Genomic DNA, 17,333 nt, shown 5'->3' on the forward strand with positions numbered 1-17,333 from the left:
CGCCCGCAATGGCTGCAACACGCAAGCTAAGGTATAAAGCGGGTTACGCTGTCAGCCTGCGGACGGCCAATGTCTCGCACCGATACAATGGAGTCTAGCTAACGTCGGCGACCGGGGATGGCAGAGGCGGAGACGAGGGGCCTCGTGTGCGGTAGTGTTTGGCGTGCACGCAGGTCACATGTTGCGAGAGAACGTCCCCGCCCAAGCGGATCCGGATGAAGACGTCCCAGGCGCCGGCGTGTCACGGGCGGGGACGGGCCCGGGCGGGAGGCCACGAAAAGCCTTTGCGCTATGCCATAAAAATGCCGCAGGATTTCCCGAGCCGGGATCGGCGAGGAGACGGCGGAATCGGTGAAAAAGGGCCGGCACCGATCGGCCGTGGTTGGTGGGTTCGCACGAGGGATCGGCCGTGGAAAAACTCAAAATGCATTCCCTTGACCTCGCCCAAGACGCGATCGCGCGTATCAGCGAACTGTTCCCGGGGTGTGTGACGGAAGGTCGTGGCGATGATGGCGCCCCGCGGCTTGCCGTGGACTTCGACCGACTGCGACAGGAGTTGTCGGGGTCGATCATCGAGGGGCCGCCCGAACGCTATCACCTGAACTGGCCGGGCAAGCGCGAGGCCCTACTTACCGCCAACACGCCGATTGCCAAAACGCTGCGGCCTTGCCGGGAAGAGAGCGTCCATTTTGACACCACAAGGAACCTGTTCGTCGAAGGCGATAACCTGGATGTGCTAAAGCTCATCCAGAAGGCATACCTAGGCCAGGTCAAGATGATTTACATCGACCCTCCCTATAACACCGGAAACAAGTTTGTCTACGCCGACGACTTCGCTGATAGCGCAAACACCTTCCTGTGGCGCACCGATCAGCGGGATGAACAGGGCAACCGGCTTGTCATAGGCCCCGAGGCCCACGGACGTTTTCACGCCAATTGGCTGTCTATGATGTTCTCGAGGCTTAAACTGTCGCGCAATCTGTTGCGGCCAGATGGTGTCATCGTCGTACATATCGACGAAAACGAATACCCGAACCTCGAAAAGGTCCTCGCGGAAATATTCGGTGAAGCCAACAATCTGGGCACAATCGTATGGGATAAGAGAAACCCCAAGGGCGATGCCATGGGGGTAGCGCAGCAACACGAGCTCATATGCCTTTACTGTAAGGACAGGGAAGTATTCAAGCGGGCGTGCAAATTCAAGCGCCCCAAGGAGAACGCCAACAGGATGCTGGCGCGCGCCAAGGAGATCGTGGCGCGTGAGGGTGGTGCTACCGAAAGAGCAAGAAAGGACTATCGGGATTGGGTCAAGCAGCAGGATCTAACGGGGGGTGAGCACGCCTATAATCAGATCGATGACAATGGTGACGTCTACCGTCCTGTGTCCATGGCCTGGCCCAACAAGAAGAGCGCGCCGGACGAGTATTTCCAGCCTCTCATTCACCCCGTTACAGGAAAGCCTTGTCCCGTACCGGAACGCGGCTGGCGGAACCCCCCATCTACCATGCGAGGACTGCTCAAGTCCGGGCAAATACTTTTCGGCGCCGATGAGACCATCCAGCCGACCCGGAAATATCTGCTCAAGGATAACCTGCTGGAGAATGTGCCATCGCTCCTGTACTTCGGGGGGAGCGACGACGCGCTCCTCGCGGAGCTAGGAATACCATTCGACAACCCAAAGCCTGTTTACGTGGCCAAGCGATTGATTCAGACGATATGTGGAGATGAAGGCATCGTTCTGGATTTCTTTGCAGGCGCCGCCACGACCGCGCACGCGGTACTGCAATTGAATGTCGAAGACGGCGCGGATCGCCGCTTCATCATGGTGCAATGGCCCGAGCCATGCGGCAAAAACTCCTCCGCCTTCCGTGCGGGCTACGAAAGCATCGCCGAAATCGCCAAGGAGCGCCTACGCCGAGCGGCAGCCAAGCTCGTCAAAGCCAATGCCCAGACCCTAGCCTCCCGCAGGACGTCCCTCGACTGGGGGTTTCGGGTATTGAAAGTCGGCTCGTCCAACATGGCCGACGTCTATTACACGCCCCATGCGCCGGACCAAGCGCGTCCCGCTCTCGACGCGGATAACATAAGGCCTGACCGCACGTCGGAAGACCTTCTCTTCCAGGTGATGCTGGATTGTGGTGTCGACCTCGCCTTACCCATCGTCAGGGAGACGGTATGTGGAAAAGATATGCTGTTTGTCGGTAATGGGGCGCTTGCCGCATGTTTTGATGTAGACGGTAGTGTAGATGTGGGTTTTGCGAAGGAGCTCGCCAAGCGCAAGCCCTTACGCGTGGTGTTCCGCGGTGCGGGGTTCGGGGATAGTGCCGCCAGAACCAAGGTCGCGCAGGTCTTCAAGCGCATGTCGCCTTCCACCGAAGTGAAGAGCCTCTGACATGGTTGGGATGAATCGAGTTCAAGGCGCAGGTCTCCCCAGGAGGCGGCCGTGCAGGCCGTGGTGGACTGCTTCAAGGGGCGCCCCCGGCCGATCAGGGCGCTTGCGAGGAATCGTAATCTGCGATTTTCCACTTGTGCCGAGGCCAACATCACTGGACGAGTGCTTGCCGCCCCTGATCGCGATGACGCCCTTGAGATGGTGGATGGCCGGTCCGATATCTGGGCGATGACTCTCATACGCCAATGCCGGTGGCCACTGGCGTATGATGTACAGAAAGAGGTAGCTGGATTTATGGGAAGCGCCTGAATGCCGAATGGGCACAAATGGCAGTTCACTTCGCATTTCCGTCGCCAGGCCTTCGGGTGGCGTTCAGGTCCGCCCATTCAGCGGATCAAGGAGGCCTTGTCGGAGATCAAGAAGGTTGCGCGTAAGGAGCCGCGTCTCGCCGCTGAGGGCGCGGTGTCCTTATTGGAGAAATTGTCGCCTGCCTTGGAGCAAGTCGACAGCTCCTCGGGGGCGCTGGGGTCTGCCGTCAATAAGGCCATAGGCGTGCTGGTGCCGGTGATTGCCAAGGCCGATGTCGGTACGGAACACCGTCAGCGCTGGCTGGAACGTTTGTGGGACGCATTACAGGACGACAACATCCCCTATATCGAAGTCTTGGGCGACTACTGGGGTGAGCTTTGCGCAACACCGGGGTTGGCGAGCGCCTGGGCCGACGAGTTCCTCCCGGTAGTCGAGCGGGTCTGGGGTTCGACAACGCCCGGGCACGGTTATTTCAAAGGGACGAGCGCCTGTTTGTCCTCATTGTTTTACGCCGGTCGCCATGAACAATTGCTGTCCTTGCTGGAGGGCGCGCCGTTCCGGTGGTGGCACGACCGCCGATGGGGTGTCATGGCGCTCGCGGCGCAAGGAAAGAAGGCGGAGGCGATTCGCTACGCGGAGGAATTCCGCGGACTGAACGACCCTGGCTGGCAGATTGCCCAAGCGTGCGAGGAAATCTTGTTGTCGTCAGGTCTCGCCGATGAAGCTTATCGGCGCTATGCCATCGAAGCGAACCAGGGCTCGACGAACATTGCGACCTTCCGGGCCATCGTCAAGAAATATCCAGGCCGGCAGCCGAAGGAAATCCTGCACGACCTAGTCGCAAGCAGACCCGGCGAGGAGGGTAAGTGGTTTGCCGCTGCCAAGGACGCGGATTTGTTCGACATGGCCATCGACCTCGCGAATACAAGCCCCACCGACCCGCGTACTTTGACCCGGGCGGCAAGGGATTTTGCGGACAAGCAGCCCAAGTTCGCCATGGCCGCAGGTTTTGCGGCTTTGCGCTGGATGGCGCTCGGTTACGGTTACGAGTTGACCCACATGGATGTTCTGGAGGCATACGATGGATTGATGCAGGCCGCAGCCCAGGCTGGATGCGACGAGGGCGATATGACCACGCAGCTTGTTCAGCTGATCGTCGAGGCATCGCCCCACAGCGAGTTTGTGCGCGGGGTCCTTGGTCAACGACTTGGGATACGGTGAGGTATGCGAAATACGCACGAGCGCACCTTAGGGCTAGAGTGCATGCAGATTGGAGGTATGAGGATTGCGGGACCTGCTGAAGGGAAGGCGGGGCTCAACAAGAAGATCCTCACTGCGGCCTGGGGCAAAACGGTCGCGTTCACCCGATACAAAGCTGTCAAGGCCGGTAAGCTTTGCATCAAGATCAACCCTTATCAAACCTCGCAGAAATGTGCCGAGTGCGGGCACATCCATCCGGGCAACCGGGTTTCCCAATCCGCGTTTGTCTGCCAAGCCTGCGGGTATCAGGACCGCCGATCACAACGCGGGGCGCGTTATCGCCCGGCGGGGTGTGCGATTGCTGCTTTCGGGGGGCTACCATCCCAAAGAGGTCAAGCGGCTGCGGGATCTTTCGGCAGAAAGGAGAGGCGGTCATAGGGCCGGTGCGGTCCGGATCTACGCCTGGGGAGTCCATTGTAAGTCGCGTGACCGGAAACGGTCAGGCGCAGGGGACGGGATGCCCCCAATGAGGGGGAAGGAACCAGGAATTTCTTTTCACGAGGAAAGAAGCCCCCGCTACAACCGCGTCAGCAGCTTAGCAGTGGGAGAGTTCATAACAAAGGGCGTCACACAGGACGTCGACCCACGCCTCAAGTTCCCACCGGGGAAGCAACTTTTCTCCCCCGATTTCCAAGCTCCGGACGAGGATGCGGGGCTGGGTTTGTAACGTTGAGCGGATACCAATAACGCTCTCCCAACGAATCTGATTCGATTCCAAAAAAGGGAATCGAACTGACCTACCTTCCCGGCGGTTCGGTGCCGCGACTCATGATCTCGATATAGCCTGCATAGCTGAACAGGCGGTTGCGTTTCTGGGCGGTCAGCTCCTTGACAATGCCGAGATGCTCCAGGTGGCCGAGCGCCTTGTTGACCGTGGCCGGGGTGATGCCGGTTCTCTCCACCAGCGAGCCCGAGGTGGCGATGGGATGCTCCATGAGCGCCCGATGGACCTGTAGGGTTGATGCCGCTGCTCGTCCGAGGCTGCCGATCTTGTCGCGGTCCTGGTTCGACAGACCGAGAAGTTGCTGGGCCGTCTCCACCGCCTGGGTGGCGGTGACGATCACGGCTTCGGCAAAGAAGTCGAGCCAGGCTTCCCAGTCGCCGGTCATGCGCACGTTGTTGAGCAACTCGTAGTAATACTGGCGGTGCGTCTTGAAATAGAGGCTAAGGTAGAGCATTGGCTCCCGCAGCACCTTCTGCTCGCACAACAGCAGCGCGATCAGCAGACGACCGAGACGGCCATTGCCGTCGAGGAACGGGTGGATCGTCTCGAACTGCACATGGGCCAACGCCGCCTTGAGCAGCACCGGGGTCGGTTCAGGCTGGTCGTGGAGGAAGAGCTCCAGCTTGCCCATACACTCCAGTACCTCTTCGGCCGGTGGCGGAACGAAGGCTGCATTGCCCGGCCGGGTCCCGCCGATCCAGTTCTGGCTGCGCCGGAACTCCCCCGGCGTCTGATTGCTACCCCGGCCTTTGGTCAGCAGCACGCCGTGGATCTCTCGAAACAAACGCAGCGACAACGGCAGCCCTTTCGCCAACAGATCCAGGCCATGGTTGAGGGCGGCAACATAGTTGCTGACCTCCCGCACGTCATTCAGCGGCACGCCGGCTTCCGGATCCAGTTCGAACAGCAGCAGGTCGGACAGGGACGACTGCGTCCCCTCGATCATAGAGGAAAGCACCGCCTCCTTGCGAACGTACATGTAGAGGAACAGCGAGGTATCCGGTAGCAGAGTCGAAATGCTATCCAACCTCCCGAGCGCCAGTAACGCCTGGTCGAATTTGCTGTGCAGCTCCTGCGTCCAGTCGATGGGCGGACGCGGTGGTAGCGGTGCAGGCACGAAGGCCTGGGCCCTCTCACCCACCGTCGATATGGTCACGTATCTGCCTTGGAGTGCCCGCTTCATCGATCCCGCCTGCCTCAAACCTAAAATAAGATTCACCTTTATTTTATCTTAAAGGCACATCATAAAATAAAGAGCCGGGAAGAAAAAATCAAGCAGACTCCCCGGTTGTGTTAACGATCATGTAAGTCCGCGTCTTTTCGACCCAAAGACGCGGACTTACATGATCGTCCAACTGTCCGTCGTGTGTCGGTCGTCACGCCCAAAAGCACAACCATTTACACCTATTGCGGCAGCGCAACCCGGTTCCGGCGCCCTCGTGCGGCGAATAGCACGATCTTTCGCCGCATAGGGTGCGGTGAATAACTTGCACCTGCGGAGAATCCGGCCCATAATCTCCGCATGAATAGCGGCGATTACACATATATCTGGCAGGCCAATGACTGGCCAAGCTGGCGTTTCGACCTTGCGACGTTGGCTGGCCCCATGGCCGACGTCAGTCGAGCCCAAGGGCTCTTGATGGGGCGCTTGGCCGATGTGGGTATGGCGCTGCGCGATCAAGCGAGCCTCGCGACGCTTACCGAAGACGTGGTCAAGACCAGCGAGATCGAAGGCGAGCAACTCAATGCCGCATCCGTTCGCTCAAGTATCGCCCGCAGGCTGGGCGTGGACATCGGCGCCCTGGCCCCAGTGGATCGACACATTGAAGGCGTGGTCGAGATGGTGCTCGATGCCACCGCCAACTGCCATGCGCCGGTGTCGCGCGAGCGGTTGTTCGGCTGGCACGGCGCGCTGTTTCCTAGCGGCCACTCCGGGCTTTCCAAGATCAGGATCGGTGACTGGCGCGACGATGTCAGCGGCCCGATGCCGGTTGTGTCTGGCCCCATAGGCCGCCAGAAAGTCCATTTCGAGGCACCACCCGCTGATCGTCTGGAGACGGACACTGGCCGATTCCTGGTCTGGGTCAATAGCACTTCAAACGAACCTCCGTTGCTCAAGGCCGGTCTCGGCCATCTGTGGTTTGTCACCTTGCACCCGTTCGACGACGGCAACGGTCGTATCGCGCGGGCCATCGGTGATCTGCTGCTGGCGCGAGCCGATGGGAGTCCACAGCGGTTCTACAGTTTGTCTGCGCAGATTCAGCGCGAACGTAAGGCTTACTACGACATCCTGGAGCAGACACAGAAACGGTCGATGGACATCACCGAGTGGCTTGCCTGGTTTCTCGACACGCTCCATCGCGCCGTTGATCAGGCGCAGCACACACTCGACGCCGTGCTGACCAAAGCACGGTTCTGGCAGCGTTGGGCTACCGCACCATTCAACGAGCGGCAGGTGAAGTTACTGAACAAGTTGCTCGATGGGTTCGAAGGCAAGCTCACCAGCAGCAAGTGGGCGGCCATTGCCAAGTGTTCGCCGGACACGGCCCTGCGTGACATCAACGACTTACTTGCGCAGGGCGTCCTGCGGAAGTTAGATGCGGGCGGGCGCAGCACCAGCTACGAGCTGAACGACCGTAAGCGCTCCATAGACCTTTCAATTACCCACAAGTTGAGCGCCAAGCTTAAAGCCCAACGCGATATCCGATAGGCGAGACATGCCGCGCCAGATGACGATGTTGCCCGGCGGAGGGTCACACACGCGATCGAGTTAGCCGCCGAGGCGTGCAAGCTGCTTTAGGCAGGATTGTATGGTGCGGGGTCGTCGTGCGCGGGCACGCCTGGCGGCATTAAAGCCGATCTGGACGAAGAAGCATGAGACGGCGATCCGGGTGCGGCAACGCATAGAAGCCGTCTTGGATGCCGCCACCGCTCGTGGGCTGCGGGTAGGCGACAACCCGGCCCGATGGAAGGGGCACCTGGATAAAATCCTGACCGCGGTTCCGAAGTCGGAACGTGTCACTCACCACCCGGCCTTGCCTTGGCGCGTTATCCCGGCCTTTATGTCCGAGCTTAGGAGCCGGGGCGCCATAGCCACGAGGGCTTTGAGGTCCATCGGGTTGGCGCTATGCTTTCTTACGGTCATGGTATGGTCCCTCCTACAGGACATAGGGTTGATCTTCACAATCTCCCTCATACCATGACCGCTTCCGCAGTCCAAGAATTTGCACATAAGTCCGTACACTACCCCTCGCAGATTCAAATCGACAAGCTTTTAACCATCCACCACGACAAGATGGGGCACCCATTGGGCGGCTGGACGAGCGCACTTTGCGGCGCGTGGACAGTGCCTTGGCGCGTTGGTTGGGGTTAGAGTGGGCGCGGCCGTGATGGCGGAAGAGATACCTGAGGATCTGCGCCAGTCGCTAGCACGCTTTAATCGATAAGAAGCTTACCCGCTTTAGCGGGTTGAGAGTGTCACGACGCTCTGTTTATCGGGCAGATTGTGGGACAAAATGGAATGGAAAGAAAAAAGCCGCCTAAAATAAGCGGCTTACAATGATGTAATGGTGGAGACGGCGGGAATCGAACCCGCGTCCGCAAATCCTCAGCCAGTCAGTTCTACACGCTTAGTCTGTCTATGAAATCGCCCATCGCCCTCCGACAGACAGGATGGCCATGAGTTGAGCCTGCTTAGGTTTAATGACGCGCTAACAGGCACACCGCGTCACGATCCTGCGTATATGACCGTTTCATCCCAACCCACAGGAAGAACCGGGGAAACGGTTAGCGGGGATTAAGCCGCTAAGGCGTAGTTGTCGTCGTTGGCAACTATAGTTTTGCAGTTGGATTTACGAGGAACCCTGCACCTCGGCATGCCCTGAAGGCGTCGCAATCCACGTCGAAGCCGATCGTCCCCAAGAACCAGGAAGTATGGCACGAGCACAGGGAGCGGGCAAGGCAGGTTATTGGGGTGGGCGCAGGGGCGGGTGGTGGGTCTTTTGAGCCGACCTCGGTTGCGTCTAATGCTGTTTCATGGCGCGTTCCTGCTCGCGGGCCGATTCGCGCTCCTTCAGGGCGGCGCGTTTGTCGTGCTGCTTCTTGCCCTTCACAAGGGCGATTTCGACCTTGGCGCGCCCGAACTTCCAATACAGGGAGAGCGGCACGAGCGTGTAGCCGCGTCGTTCCACCGCCCCGATGAGGCGGCTGATCTCGAGCCTGTGCAAGAGCAACTTGCGGGTGCGCGTTGGGTCTGCCTTAACGTGCGTTGAGGTCGTCTTGAGCGGTGAGAAATGCGCTCCGAACAGAAAAATCTCGCCGTTCTGGATGATCACGTAGCTTTCCTTGAGCTGGGCGCGCCCGTCCCGCAGACTTTTGGCTTCCCATCCCTGTAATACAAGCCCCGCCTCGAAGCGCTGTTCGACGAAGTAGTCGTGCCAGGCTTTCTTGTTCTGGGCAATGATACGCGGTTCGGTTTCCTTGGGGCGGGCCATGGTCCGGCATGGTGCCCAAGGACGGCCGGCAGCGCAAGGCCTATTCGCCCGGAGAGCCGATTCGTTTAGAGTTCAGGCTTATGTCGAGCCCGCCTGCGAAGTCTGTGGCCCTGTGGTCGTCCCCGTCGCGTTTTTTTCTCGCGGCCCTGGGGGCGCTCGCCGGCATGGACACCTTTTCGGAGTTTCCTTATCTGCTCGCGCACTATGGCGGCGGGACCTTCGTGGCCGTCTATGTCCTGGGCCTGCTTATGATCGCCTGGCCGCTTTTGGCCGCCGAACTCGCTCTCGGGCGGCGTGTGAGCGGCGATGGCCCCGCGGGGGGCGCCATTACGCAGGCGATCGCGGGACGGCCATGGCGATGGACGCTCTGGGCGGCCGCGCTCGGCGGCTTTATGATGTTCTGTTATGTGGCCGTCGTCGCGGGCTGGATCCTGGCCTATCTGCACACGGCGCTTACGGGGGGTTTTAGGGCCGCGACACCGGCCTATATCGAGGGCTACTTCACGCAGTTGGCGGCGCGTCCGGGACCGTCCTTGGCGTGGGAGGCGATGTTCTTGGTATTGGTCTTTACGGTCGTGGCCGGAGGGGTGCGCGCGATCGAGCATCTGTCCTATCTTGTTATGCCGGGCCTGCTCGGGCTCTTCGCGGCGCTACTGGTCTTTGCCGCGACCCTGGGGAGTTTTTTCGTGGCAGCCCCGACTTTGCTGGTGCCACAACCTGTACCTTCGGATGGGATGCTAGTCCTGGCGGCCCTGTCTCAGGCCTTTTTCGGGCCGGGGCTTGGGACGGCCTCGCTACTGGCCTACGGGGTCTCGCTCAGGAGTTCGGTATCGCCCGGGCGAACGGCGCTTGCGCTGGTGCTCGCACAGGCTTTTGTGGCCTGGCTTGGGGGCTTCGCTCTGGCTTCCCTGGTCTATGCCACCGGGTTGCGCCCGCTCGCCGGCGGTGGTTTCCTGTTCGAGACCTTGCCGCTCATGGCAGCGCGCCTGCCACATGGCGCGCTCGTGGCCGCGCTCTGCTACTTGGGCCTTCTATCGGCGGTGTGGCTTTCGGGGGTCGCTTGGCTTGAGCCTGCCATGCAGCTTTTGACGGCGCACGGCAGGTCACGGGGGTGGACTGCGGCAGGTCTTGGGTTCGCCGCTTTCGTCATGGGTGTGATCCTAACGCTCTCTTTGAAGTCCTGGGCCTTTTCGTTTACCTTCTTCGGGCGATTAAAGACGCTGGGCCTGCTCGATGTCCTCATGATTATCGCCGTGAACGTCTTATTGCCGTGGGGGGCGGGGGGCTTGAGCATTCTCATGGGGTGGGCATCGGATGGGCCTTTCGATCGGCACGGCGCGCGGCGCGGCGTGCGACTGCTGTGGCTCTGGGCCCTGCGCCTGCTCGTGCCCGCGGCGGTCTTGGCGATAATTCTGAGCGCACCTAGGTTGGTATTGTGACGACGATCAGTAAAAGCGCGCTCGTTTCTTACAGCGCCGAAGAGATGTACGGACTCGTGGTCGATGTCGAGAGCTATCCGCGTTTCCTGCCCTGGTGCGCCGGTGCGCGCGTCCTGGAACACGACGATACCGGTCTGACGGCGGAGATCGACATGGCCTTCGGCGGGATCCGTAAGACATTCACCACCCGCAACCACCATACGCCCGGGCGCATGGATATCCGCTTGGTGCGCGGCCCCTTCAGTCGCCTCGAGGGTTCGTGGCGCTTTGACCAGGTGGGGGAACTCGGCAGCCGCATCAGTCTCGATCTCGAATTTGATTTCGCGAACCGTCTGCTAGCGCTTGCCGTGGGGCCTGTGTTCGGGACCATCGCCAATAGCCTGGTGGACAGCTTCAAGAAGCGTGCCCGCGAGGTCTATGGTCCGCGCTGACTGGGCGGTGGAGGTCGTCTACGGCGCTTCCGTCCCCGATGTCCGCTGGGTCCATGTGGCCCCAGGGAGTACGGTCCTCGACGTTATACGAAGGTCCGGACTCCTCGAGGATTATCCGGGGTTCGACATGCGCGGGCGTACCGTCGGCATCTTCGGGCGCCCCGTCCCCTTGAGCGCGCTCGTCCGAGACTTCGATCGTGTCGAAATCTATGTGCCCTTGCCCGAGGATCCGAAGGAACGAAGGCGGCGGCGGGCCGCCCTTAGGCGTGGGACTTCCCGTAAATGTGGCGGGGGGTCGGGCGCGGCGTCCCCACGAGCCGCACGAGCTTGCCATCCTTGAAGTACAGGGTGAAGTGTTCGCTCACGAGCGGCTTGTAGTTGCGCTTCAGGGAGTAGTAGTAGTCCCAGCGGTTATGATGGAAGGGATCGCGGATGGCGGGCGACCCAAGGTCGTAGGCGACCTCGTTTTTCGTCATCCCCAAATGCAATTGCGCGATCATTCGGGGCGTGATGACATTGCCTTGCTGGACGGTCGGCCTATAGAGCAAGTGGCAACCGCTCAGCGCCAGCGACGCCAATATGGGGAAGAGCACATTCGCTTTTTGCATGGGAATCGTTCTGGTTTACACTGGCTTTCCGTGGTCGAAGGCGACAAAGTACACTATCGACCTCGTCAAGGCAAAAGCCCGAGGCGGATATCATGAGCGACAGCGCGGATCTCAAGAAGGCCGGCCTCAAGGCGACACTGCCGCGTCTCAAGATCCTGAGTATTCTCGAGGAACCGCAGGCGCGGCATATGACCGCCGAGGACGTTTATAAAGCGCTGCTGGATATGGGCGAGGAGGTGGGGCTTGCCACCGTATACCGGGTGCTCACGCAATTCGAAAACGCGGGGCTTGTCATTCGCCACAACTTCGAGGGCGGTCGCTCGGTATTCGAGATGAATCAGGGCGGGCACCACGACCACGTCGTATGCGTGGAGTGTGGGGAGGTCTTCGAATTCTATGACCCGGCGATCGAGGAGCGGCAGCGGCGTGTGGCCGAGACCCTGGGCTTCCATGTCGACAGCCACTCTCTCTACATGTATGGCGTCTGTCTCGGCATGAAACGCGGAGGGAAATGCTCGAAGACGGCGGCCGTGGGGGCGGCAGAACCCGAATAGTTCCCTAGGCGGCCGGGCGATTCAGGTTCAGGAGCACCGCCACCTCGTCGCACTGGTTATACTTATAACACTTCACGCAGACGTTCCAGACCTTCTCCGGCAGCGTATCCATTCCGACTGTGACGAATCCGAGCTTGTGGAAGAAGATCGGGACGTAGGTGAGCGCCATGAGTCGCCGCAGACCCAGCTGCCGGGCCTCAGCCGTGATGCGCTGCACCATGAGGCGCCCAAGGCCTTGACGCTCATACTCCTCGGCTACTACTAGGCTGCGCACCTCGCCTAAATCCTCGGTGAAGATCTCGAGGGCGCCGATCGCCGCCACCTGGTCGTCGATCTCGATTACGAAGAAATCGCGTAAGTGGCGATAGATCTCGTTCATGGTGCGCGGGAGAAGGTTGCCCTTGGCCGCGTAGATCTCGAGAAGATGGTGAATGATCGGGACGTCGGCGATGCGCGCCGGCCGCACCTTAGGCGTTCCCCTTTTCTTATCCACGGAGCATGTCCCGCGCAAGCGCGCGGGTACGCGCGTTGACCGCGATACCCCCCAGCATGCGTGCAATCTCCTCGATGCGGCGCGCTTGTGTCAGCACTTCTACCGAACTCATGGTGCGGCCCTCGGTCTGTGCCTTTTCGACGAGCAGGTGGGTGTCGCCTTGGGCGGCCACTTGCGGAAGGTGGGTAATGCAGAGCACCTGGCGGGTCTTGGCGAGTTCCTGGAGTCTCAAGCCCACGATCTCGGCGACCGCCCCTCCGATCCCCACGTCGACCTCATCGAATACGAGCGCTGGGCCCGCGCAGACATCGGCGAGGACCACTTGTAAAGCGAGACTGATGCGCGAGAGCTCCCCGCCGGAGGCGACCCGGGCGAGCGGCTTCAGGGGGGCATCGGGCGCCGGCGCCACCAGGAACTCGACACCCTCGCAACCGTTGGCTGACAGCGCCTCTGGGTTCAGGGCGATCTCGAAGCGCGCCGCCCCAAGCCCCAGTCGCCCCATCTCGTCGGTCACGGCGCGCGCCAGTATCGGTGCGGCCTCGCGGCGTTTGGCGCCAAGCGCCTGGGCGAGCTCTGTCGCCGCGCGTTCATGCCCCGCGATCTCCTCCACAAGCTCCGTGATGGCGTCTTCGTCGCCCTGGAGGGATTCGTGTTCCGCCGATAAGCGCGTCCAAAGCGCAGGCAACTCCTCGGGCGGGACTTTGTGCTTACGCGCGAGGTCGTGCCAGCGGGCGACACGGGATTCGAGCGCCGGGAGGTCGACAGGTTCGCTTTCGAGGCTGCCCGCGATGCGGTTGAGTCCGACGGAGGCCTCAGCGATCTCGACTGCGGCACTCTCGAGCAGGCCTGCGATCTCCGCTAGGCGCGGTTCGTGGCGCGTCAGTTGTCGCAATGTGCCACTCGCGCGTTCGAGTCCGGACGACAGCGCCTGGTCCCCCTCGGTGAGGGCGGTCACGAGGTCCGTGATGCCGGACGTGAGTTCCTGCGCATGCGCCAAGCGCCGTTCGGTGGCGTTCAGGTTTTGCCACTCGCCGGCCCCTGGCGCCAGGCCCTCAAGTTCATCCAATTGATAACGCACGAGTGACGCGCGCGCCTTGCGTTGTTCAGAGGCCGCCTGCAGGGTCTGGTGGCGGGCGCGCGTCGATTGCAGCGCCGCGACCGTTTCACCGAGCGCGCGGGCCTCGGACTCGGCATGTGCGTAGGCATCGAGGAGCGCGCGCTGCGCATCCTTGCGCATGAGCGCTTGATGTTCGTGTTGGCCGTGGAGGTCCACCAGGAGTTCTCCGAGTTCGCGCAGCTGCTGTAGGGGCACAGGGGTCGCGTTGATGAAGGCGCGCGAACGGTCGGGGGCGATGATCCGCCGCACGATGCATTGGCCGTCTTCGGTCCCGAAGTCGCGCTCCGCGAGCCACCGGCGGACGGCGCTCTCCGGGCTGATCTCGAACGTGGCGGTCACCTCCGCCGTGTCAGCCCCCGGCCGCACGACCCCGCCGTCGGCGCGTGCGCCGAGCACGAGGCCCAGGGCGTCGACCAGTAAGGACTTGCCGGCGCCGGTCTCGCCGGTCACGACCGACAAGCCCGGTCCCAAGGGGATACGGAGCTCGTCTATGACCACGAACGACCGGATGAGCAGTTCGGCGAGCATCAGACGCGACGCCCCCAGTTCAGCTTGTGGCGCAAGACCTCGTAGTGGTTACGGCCTTCCGGGTGGAGCAGGGTGACTGGCGCTTCGGAGCGGCAGACGCCCAGACGATCGCCGCTCGTCACGCCGAAGTTGGATTGGCCGTCAAAGGTCACATGCGCGGTCTGGTCGCTTAGTAACACGATCTCGACGTGGCAGCCGCTATGCACCACGATCGGCCGGTTGCTCAGGGTTTGCGGACAGATCGGGACCAGCACGATGGCCGCGAGCGTAGGGTGCAGGATGGGGCCGCCGGCGGACATGGCGTAGGCCGTGGAGCCGGTGGGGGTCGCCACGATGACGCCATCGGCGCGCGAGCCGCTCACCAGCTGGCCGTCGATGTAGGTCTCGAATTCGATCAGCCGCGCGAGTTCGCCTTTGTTGACGACCACATCATTGAGCGCCAGGCGCGTGAGCAGCGTCTGGCCGTCGCGGACGATGGTCGCCGACAGGAGAAAGCGTTCCTCCGCCAAGTAATGGCCGTCGAGGATATGATCGATCATGCCGATGTTGTCCGTGGATACGTCGGCCAGGAAGCCCAGACGCCCGGCGTTGACGCCGATCAGGGGGACATGGTGGGGCGCGAGCGTGCGCGCCACGCCAAGCAGCGTCCCGTCTCCCCCGAGGACGATGGCGAGGTCTATGGTGTCGCCGATGCGATTGAGCGGGCAGGTGGTGACGCCCGTGATGTCGAGGGCCGCGGCCGTGTCGGCTTCCACGGTGATCTCGAGGGCTCGCGCCTCCAGGAGCCCATAGAGGCGTTGCAGTAACTCCCGACCGCCCCGGTCACCGTATTTTCCGAACAAGCCCACGCGCTTTATGGCCGTTTTCATAGATTTCTCGCAAGGAAACTCGCGATCATGATCGCAGGAGGCGTGGCGCCAAGCCGCTCACGGTCGTGCGCAGCCCCGTCGGCCCCTCGAGGTCCAGCCAAACGGTGGGCCGCGCCCGAGACTCGCGTCTGGGCCGCCTGTCTTGTCACTGTCTGAAATAGGGCCGTCGTTCTGACCATACAGCTTCTGATTTCGACCGGGAGTTGATTGATCGCCCGATCCTCACGATTGCAAACACTAGCATGGGGACCCGGACGCGGCCAGAGAGTCGCGCCCCCTCGTGTGCTCTGTTGACACCCAAAGCCGCTATTGATAGCGTGCCCCTGGCACTCGGAAAGCGGGAGTGCTAAGAGGAGGGGGTAGCTTATGGTGTCGTTAACGCCTCGTGCCGAACGGCTCCTCAAGGCGCTTATCGAGCAGTATATAGCCGACGGCCTGCCCGTCGGGTCCCGGACGTTGGTTAAGCAGGCCGGCTTGGAATTCAGCCCCGCTACTGTACGTAACATCATGTCTGACCTCGAAGAGCTGGGGCTCATCCGGTCACCGCACACGTCGGCCGGGCGCGTCCCGACCGAACGCGGCTATCGTTTCTTCGTCAATACGCTGCTTGCGGTCAAGCCGCTGAATACCGAGGACGTCGCGTCCCTGGAGGATCGATTTCTGGCGGATCAGGATCCCCAGCAACTCATAGAGTCCGTCTCGGGCCTCCTGTCGCAGGTCACCAGGCTCGCCGGCATAGTGCGCGTCCCGCGACGGGCCGGCGCGGGCTTCCTTCAGCTCGATTTTCTTAGGCTCTCTGCTAGCCGGGTACTGGTGATCCTCGTGACCCAGGACGGCCAGGTTATGAATCGGGTCATACACCCCAAGCGACCTTACTCGCCCGCGGAGCTCCAGCAAGCGGCCAATGTCTTCAACAGTGCCTACGCCGGGCGCTCGCTCGAGGAGGTCCGGCGCTCTCTGGTTGCGGCCTTGCAGCGCGATAGTGAGGACATGCAGAACATTTTGCGCTCAGCGGTGGAGATGGCCCATCAGGTCTTTGCCGGGGAGGAGAGGGGCGAGTCGCCGCTGTTCGTGAGCGGGGAATCCAATCTATTCGCCTTTCCCGAGTTGAGCAATACCGAGAAGTTGCGTCGCCTGTTTGACGCCTTTACTGCCAAGCAGGACCTCCTGCACCTCCTGGATCAGAGTATGGTGTCCCAGGGGGTGCAGATCTTCATCGGCGCGGAGTCGGGTTATGAGGCCCTGGAGTCGTGTAGCGTCGTTACGGCCCCCTACGAGGTGGATGGCCAGATTGTGGGCACAGTCGGCGTCATCGGGCCGAAACGGATGTCTTACGACCGTGTGATCTCTATCGTCGATGTGACCGCGCGCCTCCTAAGCGGCGCCCTAAGCCACGGCCAGCCGAGCTAGAGACATCTCGTCCGCTTGATTTGATGGCAGGCCGTCCCCACATGGCCGCGTGTGCATTCAACGCGGAGCAACCGATGGTAGAGAACGACACGATGGTGGACGAGAAACAGAGGCAGGTGGAGGGCGCGGGGCCCAGCGAGGGGCAGGGGCCTGGGGACGCGGTCGCGCTTGCCTCAGAACTCGAGAAGGTCCGTGCCGAGCTCGCCGAGAGCCGCGAGCGCCTCTTGCGCATCGCCGCCGATGCCGAGAATACACGACGTCGCGCCGAGCAGGATGTGGCGGCGGCCCGTAAATTCGCCCTCGAACGTTTCGCAGGCGAACTCCTCCCGGTCCGCGATAGCCTGGAGCGGGCCCGTGCGGTGGATCGGAGCGTGGCGGCAGCCGCGACAGAGGCGCTTTTCACCGGGGTGGATCTCACCCTGCAGTTGATGGATTCCGTGCTCGACAAGTTTTCGATCGCGATGGTCGATCCGGTCGGTGCGCGGTTCAACCCGGATCAGCATCAGGCCATGTCCGTGGTCGAAAGCGCCGATGTACCGGCCAATCATGTCGTCGAGGTCGTGCAAAAGGGCTTTTTGCTGAATGACAGACTCCTGCGGCCGGCGCTGGTCGTGGTGGCCAAGCCCAAGACCTGACCCTTGAAAAATGCCCCCTAGCCCCCCATCTGGGGAGTCAGCGACCTTACAATTAGCTTCCCGAAACCGGG

The 17,333-nt window shown here is 61.6% G+C and carries 18 protein-coding genes, 1 other RNA gene and 1 pseudogene; 12 read left to right on the forward strand and 8 right to left on the reverse strand.

Going from position 1 to position 17,333, the window contains the following annotated elements; genetic code table 11:
- Positions 1–424 precede the first annotated feature (424 nt).
- From ACYCTF_RS00110 to ACYCTF_RS00125, 4 genes are read left to right on the forward strand one after another with little or no spacing between them, the layout of a single operon-like run.
- On the forward strand, positions 425–2,392 hold the full coding sequence (locus ACYCTF_RS00110) for a site-specific DNA-methyltransferase (protein WP_461282252.1): 1,968 nt from the start codon (positions 425–427) through the stop codon (positions 2,390–2,392).
- 51 nt (positions 2,393–2,443) lie between these two features.
- Positions 2,444–2,701: a hypothetical protein gene (locus ACYCTF_RS00115; protein WP_461282161.1), complete on the forward strand. Its 258-nt coding sequence runs from the start codon at positions 2,444–2,446 to the stop codon at positions 2,699–2,701.
- Complete coding sequence (locus tag ACYCTF_RS00120) at positions 2,702–3,922, forward strand: hypothetical protein (protein WP_461282162.1); 1,221 nt, start codon at positions 2,702–2,704, stop codon at positions 3,920–3,922.
- Between the two features lie 57 nt (positions 3,923–3,979).
- Positions 3,980–4,339, forward strand: coding sequence for a zinc ribbon domain-containing protein (locus ACYCTF_RS00125; protein WP_461282253.1), 360 nt, complete (start codon positions 3,980–3,982; stop codon positions 4,337–4,339).
- A gap of 359 nt (positions 4,340–4,698) precedes the next feature.
- Here the strand turns inward: ACYCTF_RS00125 and ACYCTF_RS00130 are convergent, their stop codons facing one another.
- Positions 4,699–5,868 (reverse strand): Fic family protein, encoded by a 1,170-nt coding sequence (locus tag ACYCTF_RS00130; protein WP_461282163.1) that lies wholly within the window; start codon positions 5,866–5,868, stop codon positions 4,699–4,701.
- Positions 5,869–6,207: 339 nt separating this feature from the next.
- Here ACYCTF_RS00130 and ACYCTF_RS00135 point away from each other — a divergent pair, with 339 nt between their 5' ends.
- Complete coding sequence (locus tag ACYCTF_RS00135) at positions 6,208–7,395, forward strand: Fic family protein (RefSeq protein ID WP_461284400.1); 1,188 nt, start codon at positions 6,208–6,210, stop codon at positions 7,393–7,395.
- Positions 7,396–7,495: 100 nt separating this feature from the next.
- A pseudogene (locus ACYCTF_RS00140) lies at positions 7,496–7,603 on the forward strand (hypothetical protein); the annotation flags it as partial.
- A 104-nt stretch (positions 7,604–7,707) separates the two neighbouring features.
- Here the strand turns inward: ACYCTF_RS00140 and ACYCTF_RS00145 are convergent.
- The 3 genes from ACYCTF_RS00145 to smpB form a co-directional block, all read right to left on the reverse strand.
- Positions 7,708–7,830, reverse strand: coding sequence for a hypothetical protein (locus ACYCTF_RS00145; protein ID WP_461282257.1), 123 nt, complete (start codon positions 7,828–7,830; stop codon positions 7,708–7,710).
- A gap of 422 nt (positions 7,831–8,252) precedes the next feature.
- Positions 8,253–8,604: a transfer-messenger RNA gene (gene ssrA / locus ACYCTF_RS00150) on the reverse strand.
- 103 nt (positions 8,605–8,707) lie between these two features.
- Positions 8,708–9,178: an SsrA-binding protein SmpB gene (gene smpB / locus ACYCTF_RS00155; protein WP_461282165.1), complete on the reverse strand. Its 471-nt coding sequence runs from the start codon at positions 9,176–9,178 to the stop codon at positions 8,708–8,710.
- An 8-nt stretch (positions 9,179–9,186) separates the two neighbouring features.
- On the opposite strand from smpB, the gene ACYCTF_RS00160 reads away from it, so the two are divergent.
- From ACYCTF_RS00160 to ACYCTF_RS00170, 3 genes are read left to right on the forward strand one after another with little or no spacing between them, the layout of a single operon-like run.
- A complete protein-coding gene (locus tag ACYCTF_RS00160; protein ID WP_461282166.1) occupies positions 9,187–10,617 on the forward strand; it encodes a sodium-dependent transporter in 1,431 nt (476 codons plus the stop codon).
- Positions 10,614–11,048, forward strand: coding sequence for a type II toxin-antitoxin system RatA family toxin (locus ACYCTF_RS00165; protein ID WP_461282167.1), 435 nt, complete (start codon positions 10,614–10,616; stop codon positions 11,046–11,048). The genes ACYCTF_RS00160 and ACYCTF_RS00165 overlap by 4 nt, the downstream gene beginning before the upstream one ends.
- Entirely contained in the window at positions 11,035–11,388 is a 354-nt protein-coding gene (locus ACYCTF_RS00170) for an RnfH family protein (protein ID WP_461282168.1), read from the forward strand. The genes ACYCTF_RS00165 and ACYCTF_RS00170 overlap by 14 nt, the downstream gene beginning before the upstream one ends.
- Here the strand turns inward: ACYCTF_RS00170 and ACYCTF_RS00175 are convergent.
- Complete coding sequence (locus tag ACYCTF_RS00175) at positions 11,309–11,656, reverse strand: outer membrane protein assembly factor BamE (RefSeq protein WP_461282169.1); 348 nt, start codon at positions 11,654–11,656, stop codon at positions 11,309–11,311. The two genes, ACYCTF_RS00170 and ACYCTF_RS00175, sit on opposite strands and share 80 nt — an antisense overlap.
- 92 nt (positions 11,657–11,748) lie before the next feature.
- Here ACYCTF_RS00175 and fur point away from each other — a divergent pair, with 92 nt between their 5' ends.
- Positions 11,749–12,210 (forward strand): ferric iron uptake transcriptional regulator, encoded by a 462-nt coding sequence (gene fur, locus ACYCTF_RS00180; RefSeq protein WP_461282170.1) that lies wholly within the window; start codon positions 11,749–11,751, stop codon positions 12,208–12,210.
- Between the two features lie 4 nt (positions 12,211–12,214).
- Here the strand turns inward: fur and ACYCTF_RS00185 are convergent, their stop codons facing one another.
- Genes ACYCTF_RS00185 through ACYCTF_RS00195 form a run of 3 tightly spaced genes read right to left on the reverse strand, consistent with a single transcriptional unit; the run spans position 12,215 to position 15,217 of the window.
- Entirely contained in the window at positions 12,215–12,703 is a 489-nt protein-coding gene (locus tag ACYCTF_RS00185) for an N-acetyltransferase (protein WP_461282171.1), read from the reverse strand.
- A complete protein-coding gene (gene recN, locus ACYCTF_RS00190; protein ID WP_461282172.1) occupies positions 12,696–14,348 on the reverse strand; it encodes a DNA repair protein RecN in 1,653 nt (550 codons plus the stop codon). Before recN ends, ACYCTF_RS00185 begins: the two co-directional genes overlap by 8 nt.
- Positions 14,348–15,217, reverse strand: coding sequence for an NAD(+) kinase (locus ACYCTF_RS00195; protein ID WP_461282173.1), 870 nt, complete (start codon positions 15,215–15,217; stop codon positions 14,348–14,350). Before ACYCTF_RS00195 ends, recN begins: the two co-directional genes overlap by 1 nt.
- A 366-nt stretch (positions 15,218–15,583) precedes the next feature.
- Between ACYCTF_RS00195 and hrcA the strand changes: the two genes are divergently transcribed.
- Together hrcA and grpE are read left to right on the forward strand one after the other, a co-directional pair.
- The gene (gene hrcA / locus ACYCTF_RS00200; protein ID WP_461282174.1) at positions 15,584–16,627 is read left to right on the forward strand and encodes a heat-inducible transcriptional repressor HrcA; all 1,044 of its coding nucleotides are present in this window, start codon (positions 15,584–15,586) and stop codon (positions 16,625–16,627) included.
- Positions 16,628–16,701: 74 nt separating this feature from the next.
- A complete protein-coding gene (gene grpE / locus ACYCTF_RS00205; RefSeq protein ID WP_461282175.1) occupies positions 16,702–17,262 on the forward strand; it encodes a nucleotide exchange factor GrpE in 561 nt (186 codons plus the stop codon).
- Positions 17,263–17,333 lie beyond the last annotated feature (71 nt).

The organism is Acidiferrobacter sp. (assembly GCF_054609335.1).